The 21,357-nt window shown below is 65.0% G+C and carries 14 protein-coding genes; 5 read left to right on the forward strand and 9 right to left on the reverse strand.

The features are described from left to right. Nucleotides 1-14: 14 nt before the first annotated feature. From ACWA1U_RS12755 to leuS, 3 genes are all read right to left on the reverse strand, one after another. Nucleotides 15-1,091, reverse strand: coding sequence for a ComEA family DNA-binding protein (locus ACWA1U_RS12755; protein WP_463722548.1), 1,077 nt, complete (start codon nt 1,089-1,091; stop codon nt 15-17). Nucleotides 1,092-1,188: 97 nt separating this feature from the next. Continuing rightward, nucleotides 1,189-2,118, reverse strand: coding sequence for a DegV family protein (locus tag ACWA1U_RS12760; protein WP_463722549.1), 930 nt, complete (start codon nt 2,116-2,118; stop codon nt 1,189-1,191). A 25-nt stretch (nt 2,119-2,143) separates the two neighbouring features. Further along, the gene (gene leuS / locus ACWA1U_RS12765) at nt 2,144-4,642 is read right to left on the reverse strand and encodes a leucine--tRNA ligase (RefSeq protein WP_463722550.1); all 2,499 of its coding nucleotides are present in this window, start codon (nt 4,640-4,642) and stop codon (nt 2,144-2,146) included. 350 nt (nt 4,643-4,992) lie between these two features. Here leuS and ACWA1U_RS12770 point away from each other — a divergent pair, with 350 nt between their 5' ends. Beyond that, nucleotides 4,993-8,445, forward strand: a complete 3,453-nt coding sequence (locus ACWA1U_RS12770) for a bifunctional proline dehydrogenase/L-glutamate gamma-semialdehyde dehydrogenase (RefSeq protein ID WP_463722551.1) — start codon at nt 4,993-4,995, stop codon at nt 8,443-8,445. Nucleotides 8,446-8,518: 73 nt separating this feature from the next. Here ACWA1U_RS12770 and glpK read toward each other — a convergent pair whose 3' ends face one another. The 3 genes from glpK to ACWA1U_RS12785 all read right to left on the reverse strand — a co-directional run bounded on the left by glpK (nt 8,519) and on the right by ACWA1U_RS12785 (nt 12,670). Continuing rightward, on the reverse strand, nt 8,519-10,033 hold the full coding sequence (glpK, locus tag ACWA1U_RS12775) for a glycerol kinase GlpK (protein ID WP_463722552.1): 1,515 nt from the start codon (nt 10,031-10,033) through the stop codon (nt 8,519-8,521). A 45-nt stretch (nt 10,034-10,078) separates the two neighbouring features. After that, nucleotides 10,079-10,819 carry an MIP/aquaporin family protein gene (locus tag ACWA1U_RS12780; RefSeq protein WP_463722553.1) on the reverse strand — a complete coding sequence of 247 codons (741 nt, stop codon included), beginning with the start codon at nt 10,817-10,819 and terminating at the stop codon, nt 10,079-10,081. A 138-nt stretch (nt 10,820-10,957) separates the two neighbouring features. Further along, nucleotides 10,958-12,670: a glycerol-3-phosphate dehydrogenase/oxidase gene (locus ACWA1U_RS12785; protein WP_463722554.1), complete on the reverse strand. Its 1,713-nt coding sequence runs from the start codon at nt 12,668-12,670 to the stop codon at nt 10,958-10,960. 142 nt (nt 12,671-12,812) lie between these two features. On the opposite strand from ACWA1U_RS12785, the gene ACWA1U_RS12790 reads away from it, so the two are divergent. The 4 genes from ACWA1U_RS12790 to ACWA1U_RS12805 are packed head-to-tail and all read left to right on the forward strand — an operon-like array spanning nt 12,813 to nt 16,670. Next, nucleotides 12,813-13,814, forward strand: a complete 1,002-nt coding sequence (locus tag ACWA1U_RS12790) for a sugar-binding transcriptional regulator (protein WP_463722555.1) — start codon at nt 12,813-12,815, stop codon at nt 13,812-13,814. A 24-nt stretch (nt 13,815-13,838) separates the two neighbouring features. Beyond that, nucleotides 13,839-14,675 (forward strand): aldo/keto reductase, encoded by an 837-nt coding sequence (locus ACWA1U_RS12795; RefSeq protein WP_463722556.1) that lies wholly within the window; start codon nt 13,839-13,841, stop codon nt 14,673-14,675. 13 nt (nt 14,676-14,688) lie between these two features. Further along, the gene (locus ACWA1U_RS12800; RefSeq protein ID WP_463722557.1) at nt 14,689-15,585 is read left to right on the forward strand and encodes an alpha/beta fold hydrolase; all 897 of its coding nucleotides are present in this window, start codon (nt 14,689-14,691) and stop codon (nt 15,583-15,585) included. Continuing rightward, nucleotides 15,582-16,670 carry a glycosyltransferase family 4 protein gene (locus ACWA1U_RS12805; RefSeq protein WP_463722558.1) on the forward strand — a complete coding sequence of 363 codons (1,089 nt, stop codon included), beginning with the start codon at nt 15,582-15,584 and terminating at the stop codon, nt 16,668-16,670. The genes ACWA1U_RS12800 and ACWA1U_RS12805 overlap by 4 nt, the downstream gene beginning before the upstream one ends. A 4-nt stretch (nt 16,671-16,674) precedes the next feature. On the opposite strand, the gene ACWA1U_RS12810 is transcribed toward ACWA1U_RS12805, so the two are convergent. From ACWA1U_RS12810 to coaBC, 3 genes are all read right to left on the reverse strand, one after another. Next, a complete protein-coding gene (locus tag ACWA1U_RS12810; protein ID WP_463722559.1) occupies nt 16,675-18,771 on the reverse strand; it encodes a primosomal protein N' in 2,097 nt (698 codons plus the stop codon). Between the two features lie 26 nt (nt 18,772-18,797). Further along, entirely contained in the window at nt 18,798-20,024 is a 1,227-nt protein-coding gene (gene metK / locus ACWA1U_RS12815) for a methionine adenosyltransferase (protein ID WP_463722560.1), read from the reverse strand. Nucleotides 20,025-20,125: 101 nt separating this feature from the next. Further along, nucleotides 20,126-21,355: a bifunctional phosphopantothenoylcysteine decarboxylase/phosphopantothenate--cysteine ligase CoaBC gene (gene coaBC, locus ACWA1U_RS12820; RefSeq protein ID WP_463722561.1), complete on the reverse strand. Its 1,230-nt coding sequence runs from the start codon at nt 21,353-21,355 to the stop codon at nt 20,126-20,128. Nucleotides 21,356-21,357: the final 2 nt, after the last annotated feature.

Here is a 21,357-nt window from a genome sequence, read left to right on the forward strand (position 1 = left end):
TCTTCCACCTGACATCAGACGGTCACCAGCGGTAGCAGGGCTTCGAGCATCGCCGGGCCGATCCCCGGGACGGCGTCGAGGTCCTCAGGGCTCGCGAAAGCTCCATGATCGCTCCGCCACTGCACGATCCGCGCAGCCAGTACCGGGCCCACCCTGGGCAACTCCTCCAGCTCAATTGCGGCAGCTGTGTTCACGTTGACCAAACCGGCTCCGGAGGGCGGCGCCGGAACTGACGCAGCGGGAGGCACGGTTCCGCCGGGACCGGCGGCGGGCGGAACCACCTCGCCAACGCGCGGAACCACTATCTGCTGTCCGTCCTGAACCGCTGCCGCGAGGTTCACCGCCGAAAGTTGGGCTTCGGGCAGAGCACCTCCGGCAAGTTCGACCACCTCAAACACCCGTGCACCCGCCTCAGCTTCGATCACGCCGGGGGATGCCACCGCGCCGGCGACATGAACTATCAGCCTGGCTCCGCCCGGAGGATTAGAGCTTTCGGAACTCTGGGTGTCCTTCCCCACGCCGGACGCGGTTTCCTGCGCTTCGGCCTTTGGCGCCTCAGCAGCCGGTTCTGCCGCTGCCTCCGGCCCGCCGCCACCGTCGCCCCGAACATTCCCATCAGCACCGTTTGCCTGCCCGGCCATGTCCGCGCCCGATCCGACGGGAACAACCATCCCGTCACCCCGTTCGACGCCGGCCGCAGCCCAGATCCCGATGACCAGCGCACACCCCGCAACCAGCAACGCTCCACGCCTGGCGGCCACCCACCGCCTTCTCGTACGTAGCGGCGCAGCATCAGCCCCCAACGACGCAGCAGCACCAAACCCCGCGTCATCCAACGCGTCATCAAGGGCGCCAGCATCCTCAGGGTTCCCCTTGTGAAGCCAGCCGAAGGCATCACGATGCTCGGGGGACTCCCCGGTGACAAATTCCCCGGTAGGGTACTCATCCTCGACAAAATGGATAGCAGGACCCGACCCGCCTTCCTCGCTGACCCGGGCGCTGGACTGCACGCCGGTGCTGCCGGTTAGGATCCGGTCCAACCGGTCTACGCTCCGGTTGCGGGAGGCCGTAGCCCAGCGGTGCCTTGCCATGCGTTCAGCGTAGGAGCGCACAGCAGCGCGGCTGGAGCCGGGTAAGGGCTATGTGGATAAGTCGCGCGCATCGGGTCCACTGTGCAGGGGTGGTTACCTAGTGCGGCCACTCCCCGAGCGGGTCGATCAGCGCCACGGCAAGTACTCCGAGCCCGGTGTGGGCGGCGAGCACCGCTGGCATGCGGGTGAGCAACGAGCCCGCGGGGTGACCGATGCGCGCGGCGGCCTCTTCAGCCTGGGCGCGATTGCCGAAATAGTGGAACGCCGCAATGCTGCCAGCCGACCGGTTCCGGAGATTCTCCGCCACCAACTCATCGAGTCTTTGCTTTGCTCGGGTTGCGGTGCGAACCTTCTCAAGCAGCTCGATTGACCCGTCCCTGATGGTCAACAGTGGCTTTACCGCCAGCAGGGACCCGACGATTCCCGCCGCAGGGCTGATCCTCCCTCCCCGACGTAGCTGGTCCAGGCTGGGGACATAGAAAAGCAATGCGGTTCGGCTGCACGCGTCACGCGCCGCCTCAGCGGCTTCCGTTGGGTCAGCCCCGGACCGCACAGCCAGCACGGCAGCAGCCACGCCTGCCCCTTGCGCCATACCCACGGTTCCGCTATCCACCACGTGCACCGGGATCGAAACCGTACGGGCAGCCCAGCGTGCGGCCTCCACGGTCCCCGAGAGCTTCCCCGAAAGGTGGATGGAGATGATCTCCCTGGCGCCCTCCCGCTCGAGGCGTCGGTAGACATTCTGGAACTGCCCGGGTGCGGGACGGGAGGTGCGGACATCCCTGCCTTCAGCCAGGGCGACGGACAGAGGCTCCACGAGGTTGTCGCTTCCCTCGCCGTAGTGCCTCCCTGCGATGATGACCGGCATGGGAACTACCGTCACGCCGACGGCGGGTCCGACGCCCGTGACCCACTCCGTGGGCAGCGCCGCGGCAGAGTCGGTGACGACCGCCGTCGTCGTCAGCGGTGACGCCTCCGGATCCCCTGCACCCTGCAGGGAACCCGGACGGCGTTCAAACCACTTCATCGGTCAGCGACCTTCGCGTCGACAATCAGGCCGGGACGATGTTCACCAGTTTTGGCGCCCGCACAATTACTGTGCGAATTCCGCGTCCAGCAAGGGTGCGCTGTACCTGCTCAGAAGCCAGGGCGAGCTCGCGGAGGCTATCCTCGCTGACATCCGCCGGGACCTCAAGGCGGTCCCGGACCTTCCCCTGGACCTGGACGATTGCCGTCACCGTGTCCTGGACCAGCAGGGACTGATCAACCGCCGGCCATCCGGCTGCAGCAACGGATGCAGGGTGCCCCAGCCGCTCCCACAAATCCTCGGCGGTGTACGGTGCAAACAGGCTCAGGATGATGGCTGTGGCTTCGACGGCCTCGCGAACCGCAGGATCTGCGCCGCCGACGCCGGAATCGATCGCCTTGCGGGTGGCATTGACCAGTTCCATGACCTTGGCCACCACAACATTGAACTTGTTGTTCTCCAACAGTTCGGCGGCGTCAGCTATGGTGCGGTGCGTTACTGAGCGCAGGCCGCGATCCCCAGACCCGAAATCCACTCCCGCTTCCGAGGTGACGTCGGCACCAAGGCGCCAGGCCCTCGCCAGGAACTTCGACGAGCCCGACGGCGACACATCCGCCCAGTCGACGTCGTCCTCCGGGGGCGAAGCGAACACCATGGTCAACCGGATCGCGTCGACGCCGAAGCGGTCGAGTTGCTCGCCCAGATTGACGCCGTTGCCCAGGGACTTGCTCATTGCCTTGCCACCGTTGAGCACCTGCCCCTGGTTCAGCAGCGCCGAAAAGGGCTCCGTGAAGTTCACCAGTCCCAGGTCAAACAGGACCTTGGTGAAGAACCGGCTGTACAGCAGATGAAGAATGGCGTGCTCCACTCCCCCGACATACTGGCCGACCGGCAGCCACTCGTTGACCTTCTCCGGATCGAACGGGGCGTCGGTAAGCTGCGGGCTCACGAAACGCAGGTAGTACCAGGACGAATCCACGAAGGTGTCCATGGTGTCGGTGTCCCGCTTCGCCGGCCCTGCGCAGCCCGGGCACTGGACGTTGACCCAGTCTGCGACCGCAGCCAGTGGCGAGGTTCCCTTGGGCGCAAGGTCCTCTCCGCGGAGGTCCCTCGGCAGCTCAACCGGCAGTTGGTCATCCGGTACCGGCACTTCGCCGCACTCGGGACAGTGGATGATCGGGATCGGCGTGCCCCAGAAACGCTGGCGGGAGAGAAGCCAGTCGCGCAGGCGGTAGTTCACGGTCCGCTCACCCGTACCCTGCGCGCTCACCAGTTCAATGGCCCGCTGGATTGCCTCGCCCTTGGGCAGCCCGTCAAGCTCACCCGAGTTGACGAGGGTCCCTTCGCCGACCGTTGCCTTTCCGGTCGCTGCTGGATCCTCTTCGCCTGTGTCGACGACCATCCGGACAGGCAGGTCGAAAGTGCGCGCGAAATCGAGATCGCGCTGATCGTGGGCAGGGACGGCCATGATTGCCCCGGTGCCGTAGTCAGCAAGTACGTAGTCGGCTGCCCATACGGGAAGCTTCTCCCCGTTGAGTGGGTTCACCGCGTAGCGCCCGGTGAACACGCCGGTCTTCTCCCGCTCGGTTGACTGCCGCTCGATGTCACTGAGGGCGTTCACCTGTTCGCGGTACGCGGCCAGCGCCTCGGCATGGGCAGGCGTGACCAGGTCGAGGGCAAGCTGCGCATCCGCCGCAACAACGAAGAACGTTGCTCCGTGCAGGGTGTCGGGACGGGTGGTGAACACCGTGACGTCCGACGACGGGAGACCCGCCTCCGCTTCGATGGTGAAGGTGACGTGTGCTCCCTCTGAACGTCCGATCCAGTTCCGCTGCATCGCGAGAACCCGCTCAGGCCAGTGCCCGGTGAGGGGCTCCATGTCCTCAAGCAGCCGATCAGCGTACTCCGTGATCCGGAAGTACCACTGGTTCAGGCTCTTCTTGGTCACGGGGCTGCCACAGCGCTCGCAGGCCCCGTTTACCACCTGCTCGTTGGCGAGGACAGTCTGGTCTTTCGGGCACCAGTTGACCGGATGGTCCTTCCGGTAGGCGAGGCCTTTCTCGAAGAACCGCAGGAACAGCCACTGGGTCCAGCGGTAATACTCGGGATCGGAAGTGTGCACGCGGCGTGACCAGTCCGCACTGATGGCATAGCGCTTGAAGGAAGCGGCCTGGGTGTCGATATTCGCGTAGGTCCACTCGCTGGGATGGGCATTGTGCTTGATCGCCGCGTTCTCAGCGGGCAGGCCGAATGAGTCCCACCCGATCGGATGCAGTACGTCGTGGCCCAGCTGGCGCCAGTAGCGGGCAACGACGTCGCCCATCGCGAACGCTTCGGCGTGGCCCATATGGAGGTCACCGGAAGGGTAAGGGAACATGTCCAGCACGTAGCGCCGTTCACGCGTGCCATCGTCAAGCGGCGCAAACGTGTCGAGCTTGTCCCACACGGGCTGCCACTTCGCTTCGATATCCGCGAAACTGTAGGTGCCGGTTGCTGACTCCTCAGCGGTGGGGTTGATGCTCACTGTTCTTCGCCCTGTCTGTTGATCAGTGGTGGTTCCGAGGTGGTTGCTTCAGACGGCTTGCGTGGCGGGCATCCGGGCCCAGACACACAAAAGCCCCTCGATATTTCGAGGGGCAGCCGCGCAGGAAAGCGCGGCTAGGTAAGAAGCAGTTGCGCACTCATGGACCCACAATAGCGCATCCTGGTCCCGACGGGCCTCAGCAGGGGTTACCATAATTCTCATTGAGCGGAATATGTGTTATCCCGCGCAAGATTGCCGAGGCGGAGTGCGCCCGCGGCCGGTCAGCCAGCCACCTATCTCCTGGACATCCCAGACCGTCGCTGGCCCGTCGTCGTTAGGTAGACGAGACCATGACACATACCATCCCCACCCTGGATCCATCGCCCCAGTCGCTTGGCGAGGACGCAATAGCCCTGGTGCGGCGCTGGCTGCACCTCGATGATCCTTCACACGCCCCGGCGGCTGCCCCGACCCGCGGCGGGAAATCAGCCCAGTTGCTGGCGGAGGTGCTGAAGGACCAGGCCGGCCTGGACTTCACCATCGGATTCGTGGACCGGGTGATCCGGCCCGAGGACCCAGCCGTAGCGGCACGCAACCTCGCCCTGCTGGCACGGAAGACGCCGTCGTTCCTCCCGTGGTATATGCGGACGGCCGTGCGCCTCGGCGGCGTCATGGCGCCAAGACTCCCGTGGCTGGTGGTGCCGGTTGCGCAACGTGTGCTGCGCGAAATGGTCGGCCACCTCATCGTCGATGCCCGTCCCGCCCAGCTGGGCAAGGCGATCAAGGCCCTCCGTGGCGAAGGTGTCCGGCTGAATATCAACCTCCTTGGCGAGGCCGTGCTCGGCGACAAGGAAGCTGATGCCCGGCTGGCTGGCACCCGCGAACTGCTGGCGCGCGATGACGTGGATTACGTGTCCATCAAGGTTTCCTCCGTGGTCAGCACCCTGAACCTGTGGGACTTTGACGGGACTGTGGAGCGTGTGGCCGAGCGGCTCCTGCCGCTCCACACGCTCGCGGCCTCCTCGCCCGCACCCAAGTTCATCAACCTGGACATGGAGGAGTACCACGATCTGGACCTCACGGTCGCTGTGTTCAAACGCATCCTCGAGAATCCAGGGTTGCGCGACCTTGAGGCGGGAATTGTTTTGCAGGCCTACCTGCCTGACGCGCTGGGTGCCCTCCAGGACCTGACTGTGTGGGCGCAGCAGCGGCGAGCGTCCGGCGGCTCGGCGATCAAGGTGCGCCTCGTGAAGGGCGCCAACCTCGCCATGGAACTGGTGGACGCGGCGATGCACCACTGGGCGCCTGCCACGCTGCCGAGCAAGCAGGCAAGCGACACTAACTACAAGCGGTGCCTGGACTGGGCGCTCCGTCCGGAGAACGCTGACGCTGTGCGCCTCGGCGTGGCAGGGCACAACCTCTTCGACATCGCCCTGGCCCGCACCCTATCTGTAGCCCGCGGCGTTGAAGACCGTATCGAGTTCGAAATGCTCCTGGGAATGGCCGAGGACCAGGCCGCAGAGGTTCGCAAAGACGTTGGTTCGCTCCTGCTGTACACGCCAGTGGTGAAGCCCCAACAGTTCGACGTCGCCATCAGCTACCTGATCCGGCGGCTCGAGGAGAACGCGAGCCAGGAAAACTTCATGAGCGCGGTCTTCGAGCTCACCAAGAGCGAGCAGCTCTTCGAGCGGGAGAAGAACCGCTTCCTGGCTTCCCTCAACGAGCTCGACGGCGACGTACCCCCGCCCAACCGCAACCAGGCCCCCGACCGCTTCACCGCTTCGGCCCCTGGCCAGTTCCAGAACCAGTCCGATTCCGACCCCTCGCTCCCGACGATCCGCGAGTGGGCCTCCGGCATCCTCGAACGGATCCCCGGGTCCACCCTCGGTGTCTCCCTCGTGGAATCGTCACAGCTGGAAACGAACGACGACGTCGACTCCGCCGTCCGGGCGGCGCGCACCGCGCAGGGTGCCTGGGGGGCGCTCCCAGGCGCCGAACGAGCGAAGGTCCTCCGCAACGCGGCCGCAATGCTTGCCTCGCGCCGCAGCGAACTGGTCGAGGTGTCAGCAAGCGAGACCGGCAAGACCGTTGCAGAGTCCGACCCGGAGATCTCGGAAGCGATCGACTTTGCGAACTACTACGCGCTCCTCGCCGAGGAACTCGACGCGGTGGAAGGTGCGCGGTTCGTCCCGGCACAGCTGACCGTCGCGACTCCACCGTGGAACTTCCCGGTCGCAATCGCGGCTGGCTCCGCACTGGCACCCCTGGCGGCCGGAAGCGCTGTCATCCTCAAACCCGCGCCGCAGGCCAAACGGTGTGCCGCAGTCATGGTCGAAGCCCTGTGGGACGGAGGAGTTCCGCGGGACGTGCTCATGTTCGCGGACGTTGCCGAGGGCCCGGTTGGCCAGCATCTCATCTCACACCCCGACGTCGACCGCGTCATCCTGACCGGCGCCTACGACACAGCCAAGCTCTTCCGGTCCTGGCGCAATGACCTGCCCCTGCTCGCTGAAACCAGCGGGAAGAACGCGCTCATTGTCACACCGAGCTCGGATCTGGACTTTGCTGCCGCCGACGTCGTGAAATCGGCCTTCGGGCATGCCGGGCAGAAGTGTTCAGCGGCTTCACTTGCCATCCTCGTGGGCTCAGCAGCAACCTCCGACCGTTTCCGGAACCAGCTCGTTGACGCCGCCGCATCGCTGAAGGTCGGTTATCCCGAGGGTCCGGAAACCGAAATGGGGCCGATCATCGAGCCCGCAGAGGGCAAGCTGAAGGACGCCCTGACCACACTCGGCGACGGCGAGTCCTGGCTCGTGGAACCGCGCCAGCTCGACGAGACCGGCCGGCTGTGGAGCCCCGGCGTGCGCGCGGGCGTGAAACCGGGCAGCTACTTCCACCTGACCGAGTTCTTCGGTCCGGTTCTTGGAATCATGCACGCTGAAAGTCTGGAACAGGCCATCCAATGGCAGAACGCCAGTGCCTACGGGCTCACCGCTGGCATCCACTCGATGAACCCGGATGAGGTAACCCAGTGGCTGGATACCGTCGAGGCGGGCAACCTGTACGTGAACCGTGGTATCACCGGGGCGATCGTGCGGCGTCAGCCTTTCGGTGGATGGAAGCGCTCGGCGGTTGGACCCGGCGCGAAGGCGGGCGGACCGAACTACCTCGTTCACCTGGGCAGCTGGGAGCGTGACGAGCTGCACCCGGGTAACGTCCACGCGCCGCTGTGCGGGCCAGTCCGGCAGCTTCTGCACGCGGCCGACGTACAGGAAGCAGGGTTCCTGGCGCGTTCTGCCGCGGATGACCAGCGTCATTGGGTGGGGACCTTCGGCGTCCATGCGGATGTTTCTGCCCTTGGTGTGGAGCGTAATGAGTTCCGTTACGTGCCGGGGTCTGTGACGGTCCGCCTGAACGAGGGTGGCGAGTTGAGCGAATTCATCCGGGTGGTGGCCGCCGGGCTTCGTGCCGGGGCCGGCATTGAGGTGTCGACGCCGGAACCGCTGTCGTCGGCGCTCGCGGCAGCACTGTCAGCGAATGGTGTGAAGCACCGGGTGGAGAACGACGGCGAGTGGTTGGCTGCGGCGCCATCGGCTCATCTCGGCAGGGTCCGCCTCATCGGCGGTGGTTACACAGCACTGTGCGAAGCGACCGACGGGAACCCGGACGTCGCCATCTATGCCGGTCCGGTCACGGAAGCGGGCAGGATCGAGCTGCTGCCGTTCCTCCATGAGCAGGCGGTCAGCATTACGGCCCACCGGTTCGGCAACCCGGACAACATCTCCGGAGTTGTCCTCCGCTAACGAAGAGAACTGGACATGCAGAAGGCGGGCGCCAAGAGCGCCCGCCTTCCTTTATGTACTACGGAATTGACTACTACTGAACGTCCTCGTCAACCCAATCGAAGGTCTTGGTGACGGCCTTCTTCCAGTTGCGCAGCTGACGCTCCCGCTCGGCGTCGTCCATTGTCGGCGTCCAGCGCTTGTCCTCGGACCAGTTGGTGGCCAGCTCGTCTGTGTCCTTCCAGAACCCGACGGCGAGGCCGGCTGCGTAGGCCGCTCCGAGGGCAGTTGTCTCGGTCACCTTGGGCCGGATGACAGGGATGCCGAGGATGTCCGACTGGAACTGCATGAGGGCGTCGTTGGCAACCATTCCGCCGTCGACCCTCAAATCTTCCATGTTGACGCCGGAGTCCGCGTTGGCGGCATCGAGCACTTCGCGGGTCTGGAAGGCGGTGGCTTCCAGGGCGGCCCGCGCGATGTGGCCCTTGTTGACGAAGCGGGTCAATCCGACGATGGCACCGCGCGCATCCGATCGCCAGTAGGGCGCAAACAGGCCTGAGAACGCGGGCACGATGTAGACGCCGCCGTTGTCCTCAACCGTTTTGGCAAGCTCCTCGACCTCAGGGGCGCTCTTGATGATGCCCAGGTTGTCGCGCAGCCACTGAACGAGTGAACCGGTGACTGCGATCGAGCCTTCCAGGGCATAGACGGGTTTGGCGTCCCCGAGCTTGTAGCAAACGGTGGTCAGCAGGCCGTTCTTGGAGTGAACGATCTCCTCACCGGTGTTGACGATCATGAAGTTGCCGGTGCCGTAGGTGTTCTTGGCGCCGCCCTTCTCGAACGCTGCCTGGCCGAAGGTGGCAGCCTGCTGGTCCCCGAGGATGCCGGCAACCGGCACTTCACGCAACAACTGGGAGCTGTGCACGGCGCCGTACACCTCGGAAGAGGATTTGATGGCGGGCATCATTGACTCGGGCACCCCGAAGGTTGCAAGAATTGCCGAATCCCAGCTGAGGGTCTCCAGGTCCATGAACAGGGTGCGTGAAGCGTTGGTGACGTCGGTGATGTGAACGCCGCCGTCGGTACCGCCGGTGAGGTTCCAGGTCACCCAGGAATCCGTGTTGCCGAAGAGCAGGTCGCCGGCTTCGGCTTTGGCGCGGGCACCGTCGACGTTGTCGAGGATCCACTTGATCTTGGTTCCCGAGAAGTAGGTGGCGAGCGGCAGGCCCACCTGCTGCTTGAAGCGCTCCACTCCTCCGTCGGCGGCAAGCTCGTCCACGATCGGCTGGGTGCGGGTGTCCTGCCATACGATCGCGTTGTAGACCGGCTGGCCCGTGTTCTTGTCCCAGACCACGGCGGTTTCCCGCTGGTTGGTTATTCCGACGGCGGCGATGTCGTGTCGGGTCAGGTTGGCCTTGGAAAGGGCGTTTCCAATGACTTCGCGCGTGTTGTCCCAGATTTCTGTCGGGTTGTGCTCGACCCAGCCTGCTTTCGGGAAGATCTGCTCATGCTCTTTCTGGCCAGAGGAGACGATGTTTCCCTGGTGGTCGAAGACTATTGCACGGCTGGAGGTGGTGCCCTGGTCAATGGCAATTACGTACTGCGGCATTGCTGCTCCTCGTTGAGTGGGTGTGGCTGAAAGGTGAAGCGGGTATCAGGCTGCGGGGAAAGTGATGAGCATGGCGGCGAGCCCACCAAGCATGCCGCCGAGGATGGGCCCTACCACCGGTACCCAGGCGTAGCTCCAATCACTGCTGCCCTTGCCCTTGATGGGAAGGAGAGCGTGCGCGATGCGTGGGCCCAGATCACGGTTCGGGTTGATGGCATAGCCGGTGGGTCCGCCCAGTGAGGCACCGATACCGACCACGAGCAGGGCGACGGCGAGTGGTCCGATTTCCGTCGGTGTGCCGGCGAAGGAGAGAATGACGAAAACCAGGACAAACGTGCCGATGATCTCGGTGACAAGGTTCCAGGCGCTTGACCGGATTGCGGGACCGGTGGAGAACACCCCAAGCTTGTTGGCTGGATCCGGCTCAGCGTCGAAGTGCTGCTTGTAGGCGAGCCAGCAGGCCACGGCGCCCAGGATGGAGCCGATCATTTGGGCAGCGAAGTAGACGAGCACGTTGAGGAGATTCTTGTCGACCCCCGGTGCAAGCTCCGCGACGTCCCCGTTGACCACTAGGCCCATCGTCACGGCGAAGTTCAGGTGCGCGCCGGAAAGGGCAGCTACATAAACACCGGCGAAGACCGCGAGGCCCCAACCGAAGTTCACCATCAGAAACCCGCCGTTGTTGCCCTTCGTTCCGGCCAGGGCAACGTTGGCAACGACGCCGGTGCCCAACAACAGCAGCATGAACGTGCCGAACATTTCGGCGACGAATACTTCCAGAGACATCTTTGACTCCCTTATCGATTTATCTGTGGGCGTTTAGAGCCCCGGTGCCGTGATGGTCGCGGCACCGCGATACTCCCCCGGCAACTGCTGCCGTTGGTTCCTTTGGCGCTGGTAGAGCGCCCAAGGTGGTTGCACTGTTCATGCAACCAGGCTTTGAATGCTCACGCGGTGCTGTTCCTGCAGCACCGTGTGGGTGTCGGAAACTTCCCGGCGCCGCTCGGAGTCGGTCCACCCTAATAGCGGGGCAAGGGTGTCGGCGAGTTCCTCGATCAGCTCCGCGCTGACCAGGCCGTTGAAGGCGAGGGACGTCCGTCGGATGAGCACATCCAGGATGTGCTCAACCTGTTCGTGCTCGACCATGTATCTGAGCTCGCGGGTGGAAAGTTCCGGGGTTGAGTGAAGCTGCGCATCCTCGCCGCGGGCGATGAACTCGGCGACAGCTGCGGCGCGGGTGCCGTACCTGCCCAGCAGGGTGCTCATCCGCTGGATTGGAACGCCCGCATGGTTGGCCTCAATCCACTGGGCCACGTCGCGCGGCGTGTCCGGGAAGCCTTGGCCCCCTCCGATGGGAAGGGACGAGGTTGACACCGTCCGTTCGCGCTGCAGCGCGGCGAGCACGTCGTTGGCCAGGTGTTCGGACAGTGCGCGGAACGTGGTCCATTTGCCGCCCACCAGGCTGAGGACAGGCACTCCTGCCGTGGAGCTCTTCTCTATGCGGTAGTCCCTGGACACGAACCCGGGCTGAGTGTCATCGTGGCGTGGCAGCGGCCGTACGCCGGAGAAACTGTAGACAATCTGCTCGTGATTCACGGAGATGTCTGGGAAGACGTGCTGGATCAGCTCGAAGAAGTAGTCGATCTCTGCGTCAGTGCACACGGCAGGAGTGTCCATGGTGGTGTCGATGTCAGTGGTTCCCACGAGAATCCGCTGGCCCATCGGATAGATGAGCACGATGCGCCCGTCAGAGTGCTCGAAGAAGATTTCACGCCCGGCGCACGCTGCTAGGAGTTCGGGATGGTCCAGGACGATGTGCGAACCTTTTGTCCCACCCATGAATGTGCTGCGTTCACCGAGGGCGCCATTGGTGCCGTCGACCCACGCTCCCGTGGCATTCACGACGACGTCGGCCTGAACGGTGAATTCGTCACCACTCAGTTCGTCACGCAGGATGACGCCGTCGTCGTCGTACCCCACTGCGCTGACGTAGTTCACTGCGCGGGAGTCCGGGTTGGCGGCCAGTCCGTCGCGAAGCACGTCAAGCGTCAGGCGCTCGGGATTGTGAACCGATGCATCGAAGTACGTTGCTGTGTACTTGACGTCCTGCCGGAGCTTCGGCAGTTGGTTCAACGAGGCCTTCCGACCGACGAACTTGTGGCGGGGCACTGATCCCCCTGCGCGGGAGAAGGCGTCGTACAGCGTAAGCCCGGCTTTGATGAGCACGGCACCGCGCTCGCGGGGCGCTCCGGAGCGGTGGGTGAGGAAACGCAGGGGCGCGCTGAGGATTCCGGAAAAGGTACTGAAGACAGGGATGGTTGTCTGCAAGGGGCGGACGTAGTGCGGCGCAAGTTTCAACAGGGCGTTGCGCTCGATCACGGACTCGCGGACCAGCCGGAACTCGCCGTTTTCCAGGTAGCGGATGCCGCCGTGGATCATGTGCGAGGAGGCTCCGGAAGCGCCCTGGCAGTAGTCGCCGCGTTCGACCAGCGTGACGTCGACACCCTGCAGGGAAAGGTCGCGGAACGTTCCGACGCCGTTGATGCCTCCCCCGATGATGAGCACCGAAGTGCGGGGTGTTTCCTTGAGCTGTCGAACAGCGGGGCGAATGTCGCGCTGCTGGCTTTGCTGACTCACGGGTTGCGGTACTCCTTGGCGTATGGCGGTATTCGTGGTGCTGGCGGAAACATCTTCTAAGACCCTATTCTTCGAAGGGTTGGGAATAATCGTCAATGCCAATGCACAAACGTGCACGTGAACGTTGGGAGAAGCTGTGGTCATGCCCCTGAATAACTCTTTCGAACGCACGGGGCCCAAACCCGCGGAGCCCGCTGCGGCACGCAACCGGGACGCGCTCAGGGCAGCGCAAATGTACTACCTGCAGGATCTGACGATGAACGCCATCGCCCGCGAACTGCGCACCTCCCGGTCCACCGTCTCCCGCCTGCTGTCCATGGCGCGTGAGACCGGACTGGTGCAGATCCAGATCAACAACCCCCTCGACCGGGCGCCCGCGCTGGAACGGGAAATCAGCGATCGCTACGGCGTCGAGGCCCACGTAGTACCGGTTACTGACCTGGTGAGTGACTCCGACGTGCTCGACCGCGTTGCGATCCAGGCCGCCCGAACCATCGGCCCGCTGGTGGACTCCAACGCGATCATCGGCGTCGCCTGGGGTTCCACGATCAGTGCTGTGAGCCATCACCTGACGCGCAAGACAACCCACGACAGCACAATCGTGCAGCTCAACGGCGCCGGAAACACCCAAACCACCGGCATCACCTACGCGAGCGAGATCCTGAGGCGGTTCGGCGCGGCGTACGGAGCGCGGGTTGAACAATTCCCGGTACCGGCGTTCTTCGACCATGCTGAGACGAAGACCGCCATGTGGGCCGAGCGGAGCGTCAAGCGGATCCTGGATCTCCAGCGCCGGATGACCATGGCCATCTTCGGTGTCGGTTCCGTCGGTGCCGGTATTCCCAGCCACGTCTACTCCGGTGGCTACCTCGACGAGGCTGACCTCGAGATTCTTGCCCGAAGCCGGGTTGTCGGGGATGTTGCCACGGTGTTCTTCCGCGGAGACGGCAGCCACAGCGACATTGTCCTCAATGAACGAAGTACCGGCCCCGAACTGCATCTGCTGGCGCAGGTACGCAGGCGCATCTGCGTTGTCTCGGGCGAGAGCAAGATTAACGGGCTGCGCGGCGCTCTCGCAGCGGGTCTGGCCACCGACCTGATTCTCGACGAACGCTCTGCCCGCACACTGGTGCGCGAGAACTGAGAGCTTGCTCGGTAGAGTCGATACATGCATAAACCGGACACTGTGTCCCTGTCCAACGGCGTCCTCATGGACCGGCTGGGCTACGGACTGTACAAGGTGCCAGAGCCAGACGCGCATGGTCTTTGCACCCTCGCGATCGAGGCCGGATACCGACTGCTCGACACCGCCGCGCTGTATGGGAATGAGGAAGGCGTGGGGCGTGCGGTCAACGACGCCGCGAACTCCGGCCAGCTGGACCGCGGCGACATCCTCGTTACCTCGAAGCTCTGGAATGACCGCCACGGGTACGCGAACACGATGGAAGCCTTCGACGAGACCCTGCGCCGCCTGGGCCTTGACTACCTCGACCTTTACCTCATCCACTGGCCATGCCCCGGCACGGACCTCTATGTGGAGTCATGGCGCGCCCTCGAAGAGCTGTACCACAGCGGCCGCGTGCGTGCGATCGGGGTGTCCAACTTCCAGCGCCACCATCTCGAACGGCTCCTCGCCGATGCGGAAGTAATCCCTGCCCTGAACCAGGTGGAGCTTCACCCATTGCTCCAGCAACACAGCCTGCGCGCATTCAACGCTGAGCATGGGATCATCACCCAGGCGTGGAGTCCGCTCGGGCGGGGGAAGGTACTCACCAATCCGACAATCACGCACATCGCCGCCAAGCACCACAGATCCCCGGCGCAGGTCATTCTGAGGTGGCACCTGCAAAGTGGAGTCACCGCGGTAGCCAAAGCAAGCAGCCAGGATCGTATCGAGGAGAACCTCAACATCGGCAATTTCATTCTCGACGACGTCGACCTGCGGGCCATTGCCCAGCTGGACTCCGACACGCGGTTCGGCTCCCACCCGGATCTGGTGAACTGACGTGGTGTCGCTGGTGCGTACAGCGAGCGTGCGAATCCTCCGCTACCGCGGCACCCTCCAGCGGTTCTGGGAGTTTGAAGCCATCGCGCCCAGGGCCGGCTCCCCCACCGTGTTCATGGTGCACGGCTTCCGCGGCGACCACCACGGACTGCTGCGGATCGTGGAAGCACTGCCGGAGTACCGGATCATCACACCGGATCTGCCGGGCTTTGGACAGTCCGAGGCACTTCCCACAACGCACGACGTCGGCACCTACGCAAGCTTTGTCCTCGACAGTGTGCGGGAGCTGGGACTGGGCCCGGAGACGGTTCTGGTAGGACACTCATTCGGTTCGATCATCGCGAGCCGGGCGGCCGCCGATGCTCCGGGTATTTTCAACTCGCTTGTCCTGATCAACCCGATCAGCGCACCCGCCCTCGAAGGAACCAGCAGGCTGGCGACGCGGCTCGCCGAACTCTACTACCGCCTCGGAGCCGCGCTCCCTGAGCCTGCGGGCCGGGCGCTCCTACGCAACCCAGCAATAGTTCGGGCTATGAGCGAGCTCATGGCCAAAACGAAGGACCGTCCCCTTCGCCGCTGGATCCATGGACAGCACGCTGCCTACTTCAGCGACTTCGCATCGCGCGACGTCGTCCTGCAGGCCTTTACCGCCTCGATCAGTGGAACAGTCCGTGACGCCGCGCCGGACCTCTCGCTTCCCGTGCTGCTCATCGCCGCCGAGAAGGACGACCTCGGCTCTGTCGCCACGCAACGCGAGCTGGCTGCACTGATCCCCGGCTCCACCCTGCAGATCATCCCCGATGTGGGCCACCTCATCCACTACGAGACACCCGACACCGCGGCGCGCATGATCGCAGAGTTCATCGAAGAGAAGGCCACACGCACTCGAATGGAACCTGACACACCATGAAAGTCCTCATCGACGCGCGGTTCACCCGGTTGGACCACCACGACGGAATCAGCCGGTACGGCGCAAGCCTCATCGAGGCACTCTCCCGCAAGGCCGACGTCGTCATGCTCATCCACGACCGCCGGCAGCTCGCGCTCCTCCCGGACGTCCCACACGTGCTGATCAACAGCCCGTTGTCCCCCCGCGAGCTCTTTGTGGCCTTTCACATCAACCGCCTGCGGCCCGACGTCGTCTTCTGCCCGATGCAGACCATGGGCTCCTTCGGGCGCCGCTATCCCCTGGTGCTCACGCTCCACGACCTCATCTACTATCAGAACCCCACCCCGCCGGGCTTCCTCCCCCTTCCCGTCCGGGTACTCTGGCGGCTTTACCACCTCGCGTACTGGCCGCAGCGTCTCCTGCTGAACCGTGCCGACGTCGTCGCGACCATCTCCAGCACCACGCGCTCGCTGATGGAGCGGCATAGGCTCACCCGGCGGCCGGTGCGCATCGTCGGCAACGCACCACAGAAGGGCGTTGAGCCGAGGGACACAACGACGACGCCGGAGAAGACCCTGCTCTACATGGGCTCTTTCATGCCCTACAAGAACGTGGAGACCCTCCTTGCCGGCATGGCGGGCCTTTCCGAGTACACGCTGCACCTGCTCAGCCGGATCACAGAGGACCGGCAGCAGGAACTACAGGCACTGGTTCCAACGGGAGCCTCAGTGGTTTTCCATAACGGTGTGAGCGACGAAGAGTACGAAGCCCTCCTCACCAGGGCAACCGCTCTGGTTACGCTCTCCCGCGCGGAAGGCTACGGGCTTCCAGTCATCGAAGCCATGGCACTTGGAACACCGGTCATTGCCGCCGACACCCCCATTTTCCGCGAGGTGGGCGGGACGGCCGCGCTCTACGCGGATCCGGATGAACCCGCCGACTTCACCGCAGCCGTCCAATCCCTTTCCGACGCCGATACCTGGCGGCGAGTCTCCGAGGCCGGGTTGCTCCAGGCCGGCACCTACTCGTGGGACGCATCTGCTGATTCCCTGCTGGAGGCGCTCGAGGAAGCCATGCAGGTTCACTCCGGGTCAGCAGGGAACTAGCCAGCTACAGCTCGTCTGCCGGGTCCACGCGGATGTGGACGGGCTCGGTTGTCCGCCGGGCAGAAAGCGCAACCTTACGCGCCCGCAGCGAAGCAACAACGCCGGCGGCTTCGCGGTACGGGAAGAACACAAGGGTCCGGTGGGACGCTACAGAGGACTGCTGGCCGTCCTGCCCCGCCTGCTCACGGCGGGCACTGAGTTGCACTGCCGTCGGCCCCACGATCCTGCACGACGCCGGCAGGTTGAGCTCCGAAACGAATCCCCCGAGCGCCTCGAAGGAGCCGCTCAGCACCGCGTACCGAAGCGCCGGCGGCAAACCCAACGCAACCCGCCCGGCGAGTTCGCGCGTCGCGGCACCGGCAGGGTCCCAGCGCACCAGGTGACCGGCTGCGGCGTCGTCGTCGGCTGTCACAACGACCGCACCACCCTCCGCGGCGGGACGCGCGAGGGCGGCGGCGTTGAACCACCGCTGCAGCGTCGATTCGAGCGCGCGCAGCGAGGCACGCCCGAGGAGGGCATTGCCATCGAGGAGCACCACAGCGGCATACCCATCGGCGGCCACCGGCTCAGCCCCGGGGGTGGCGACGACCACCCGCGGCGAGGAATCGACGGTGTCAAGCACGTGGTCCCCAGCGGAGGAGACGACGACGGCACCAGGGAAGGCCCGGCCCAACTCCTCGGCCGTTCGTGCAGCGCCGCTGACGGTGGACCGCAGGCGTGCACTGCCGCAGTTGGGGCAGCGCCAGGCGGGGTCCGGCCGTCCACACCAGCGGCAGGCCACCGCGGAACCCCGGCCGGGCTGCGCGAGGGGCCCTGAACAGTGCCGGCAGCGTGCCTGTTCGCGGCAGTCCTCGCACGCGAGAGCTGGCGAAAAGCCGGTCCGGGCAACCTGGATCAGCACGGGGCCGCGCTCCAACCCAGCGCGTGCCGTACGCCACGCGACAGGCGGTATCCGGACCTGCATGGTAAGGGGTTCACGGTCGGTGTGGAAGGTGTCTGCCGAGTGCAGAACCCGCGGCGTGAGCCGGCGCACGGCCGCCCTGTCGGCGTGGATCGATTGAGCCCACCCGCTGTCGACCAGCCGCTGCGCCTCGACGCTTCGCGAGAGTGCGCCGAAGAGGAGCGCGGACTGGGCTTGTTCGCTGCGCAGGAGGAGAACTTCGCGTACGTGGTGGTAGGGCGCCCGCGGTTCTGCGTGGAGGTCGTCGCCGTCGTCCCAGAGGCACACAAGCCCGAGGTTGTGAACAGGCGCGAAGGCCGCCGAGCGCGTCCCCACCGCCACGCGCACCTGTCCGTGCAGGAGCTTCAGGAAGTTGCGGTACCGCGGGGTGGGACCGTCTTCCGCCGTGAGCCGGACGAAGTGGTCCTCGCCGATCCGCTCGCTCAGCGCCGCTTCGACGCGGGCGAGGTCGCGCTGGTCAGGCACGACGACGACGGCGCCCCGCCCCGCCGTCCACACCATTGCCACCGCTTCGGCAAGCTCTGCCGGCCACCCGCCCGGACCGTAACCGCTGACGCTCGTCAGCACGGCACGGGGGTTCTCCCCCGCCGCGAGGTGGGCAAGGAAGGAACCGCCGTTGGAGTACTTCGAGTAGGGACTGTTTTGTTGTGCTTGACCAGTGCGCCCCGCTCCGGCGGGCTGTTCCTCCACGGACACAGGGGCTTGGCCGAACTCCTTCTCGACCCGGGCCAACCGCGGCGGAACCGCGGAGCGCAGTACGTCGCTCACCGAACCTGCGTAACGTGCGGCTACTGCCCGCGCGAGTTGCAGCACCTCCTGCGTGAGCACGGGCTGGCTTGAAACCACCTTCGCGAGGGGCAGCAGTTTCGCTGGGCTGTCCGAGGTGTCCAAGCGCTCGGTGATGAACGCGGCATGCTCACGCCCCGCGAAGCGCACCTTGACGCGGGCACCTGGCTGGGCGGCGTCGTCGTACTCTGCGGGCACCAGGTAGTCGAACGGGCGGTCGAGGTGCGGCAGGGGCGAGTCAATAGTCACCCGCGCGACCGGCAGGTGCGAGGCGACCGGGGATTTGCCCCGTGGCGCGGCAGACGCGGTGAAGCCCTGCAGCAGGGAAGGCTGGACGGCGTCGTCGGAACTCATGACTGGTTGGCCCGTTGACACAAATGCTAGGCGTTGAAGTAGCTCTTGAGCTCGTCCACGCGGTCGGTCAGCTCCCAGTTGAAGCCTTCGTTTTCACGGCCGAAGTGGCCGTGCGCGGCCGTCTTCTGGTAGATGGGGCGGAGGAGGTCAAGGGAGTTGATGATCGCAAGCGGACGGAGGTCGAAGATCTCACGTACTGCTGAACCGATAGCCGAGGGGTCCACCTGTTCCGTGCCGAAGGTCTCGACGTAGATGCCGACCGGCTGCGCCATGCCGATGGCGTAGGCAATCTGAATCTCCGCGCGGCGCGCGAGGCCAGCCGCGACGACGTTTTTTGCGACCCACCGCATGGCGTAGGCAGCGGACCGGTCAACCTTTGACGGGTCCTTGCCGCTGAAAGCGCCGCCGCCGTGGCGGGCCATGCCTCCGTAGGTGTCGACGATGATCTTGCGTCCGGTGAGGCCGGCGTCGCCAACAGGCCCGCCGATGACGAACTCGCCGCCCGGGTTAAGGATGTGCCGGACGTTCGAAGTATCCAGCGGGGAGGTTGCCAGCACGGGGTTGATCACGTGCTCCACGAGGTCGGCACGGAGGTCATCGAGGTTGACTCCCTCGGCGTGCTGGGAGGAAATAACGATGGAATCGACGCTCACCGGTACGTCGCCGTCGTACCCTACGGTTACCTGGGTCTTACCGTCTGGGCGCAGGTAGCTGAGGGTACCGTTCTTGCGCACGTCGGTGAGCTGCTCGGAGAGGCGGTGTGCCAGCCAGATCGGCGTCGGCATCATCACCGGCGTCTCGTCGCTGGCGTAGCCGAACATAATTCCCTGGTCCCCGGCACCCTGGGCGTCCAGCGGGTCTGAGCTGCCCCCCTCGCGGCTCTCCACCGAGTTGAAGACACCTGACGCGATCTCCGGCGACTGCTGGCCGATGGAAACCGATACACCGCACCGTGCGCCGTCGAACCCGTTGGCCGAGGAGTCATAACCGATCCCGAGGATGGTCTCCCGCACGATCTGCGGGATCTCCACGTAAGCCTCGGTAGTGACTTCACCCGCCACGTGGACCAGCCCCGTGGTCACGAGGGTTTCCACAGCCACCCGCGAGCGTGGATCAGCGGCCAGCAAGGCATCGAGGATGCCGTCGCTGATCTGGTCGCAGATCTTGTCCGGATGGCCCTCAGTAACCGACTCGGAGGTGAAGAGGCGCAGCGAATCGGGCGTCGAGGAACTGGGCGTAAGTGGTGAATTCACGTGATCACTCTACTGGGTTGGGTTGGCTTCCTTAGCGACTTGTGTGACTCAGCACTAACGACGACGACGGTGCGCGGCATTGGTGCGCGGGTTTCGCGGACCTAGGCGTCGCGTGTGGAAAGCAGCGAAGCGATCCGCTCGATCACCGCGCTGGCTACCAGTGCTTTGCTCCCGCTGTGTGTCTGCGGTTCGGCGCCGGTTGAGTCGAGAATTGTCACCTCAGTGCGGTCCCGGCCGAAGACAAGCGACTGGCCCACAGTGTTGAGCACCAGCAGGTCGCACCCCTTGCGCTCAAGCTTGCGCAGGCCGTGGGTGAGTGGATCAGCTTCCCCATCCCCGGTTTCCGCGGCGAAGCCGACGATAACGCTCTGCGATCCGGACGCACGGCGTTGTTCGACCGCTTCGCGAAGAATGTCTGAATTGCGCACCAGTGTGATCACTGGATCCTCGCCGTCGTCGCGCTTCTTCACCTTCGTGTCCGAGACTGACGCTGGGCGAAAATCGGCAACTGCGGCTGCCATGATCAGCACGTCCGAGGTAGAGCTTGCCTCAAGCGTCGCCTCGCGTAGCTCTGCGGCGGTTTCAACAACGGTGAAATCCACACCCTGCGGCGGCTCGACGTCCATGTGTGCGGCAATGAACCGGACTTTGGCACCGGCAGCCAACGCTGCGTTGGCGAGGGCGACGCCCTGCTTGCCGGATGAGCGGTTGCCCAGGAACCTCACCGGGTCCAGAGGTTCGCGCGTACCGCCGGCTGTGATGGTGACGGTTCGACCAGTGAGCGCACCCGCGGAGGACTGGACCGATGCGCTGTGTGCGTCCAGCGCCGCCTGGTAAATCTTTTCTGGTTCAGGCAGCCTGCCGGGCCCGGAGTCGGTTCCCGTGAGCCTGCCGATTGCGGGTTCGAGAACGACGACGCCGCGCTCCCGCAGGGTTGCGACGTTCGCCTGGGTTGCCGGGTGCTGCCACATCTCGGTGTGCATGGCCGGGGCAAAGACGATGGGCGCCCGGGTCACGAGGAGGGTGCCGGTCAGTAAGTCCCCCGCTGACCCGGCCGCGGCCCTGGAGAGGAGGTCCGCCGTGGCGGGGGCGACCACCACCAGGTCAGCCTCCTGTCCAAGACGGACGTGACGGACCTGATCAACGCCGTCGAACACACTATTGCTGACCGGGTTACCGGACAGGGCCTCCCAGGTGGCCGTCCCGACGAAGCGCTGCGCCGCTTCGGTAGGAATCACGGTGACCTGATGGCCGGCTTCAGTGAACAAACGAAGGAGGGACGCCACCTTATAGGCAGCGATCCCTCCTCCAACCCCCAGGACGATACGCACGT

The organism is Arthrobacter sp. TRD_SC_6 (genome assembly GCF_055361185.1).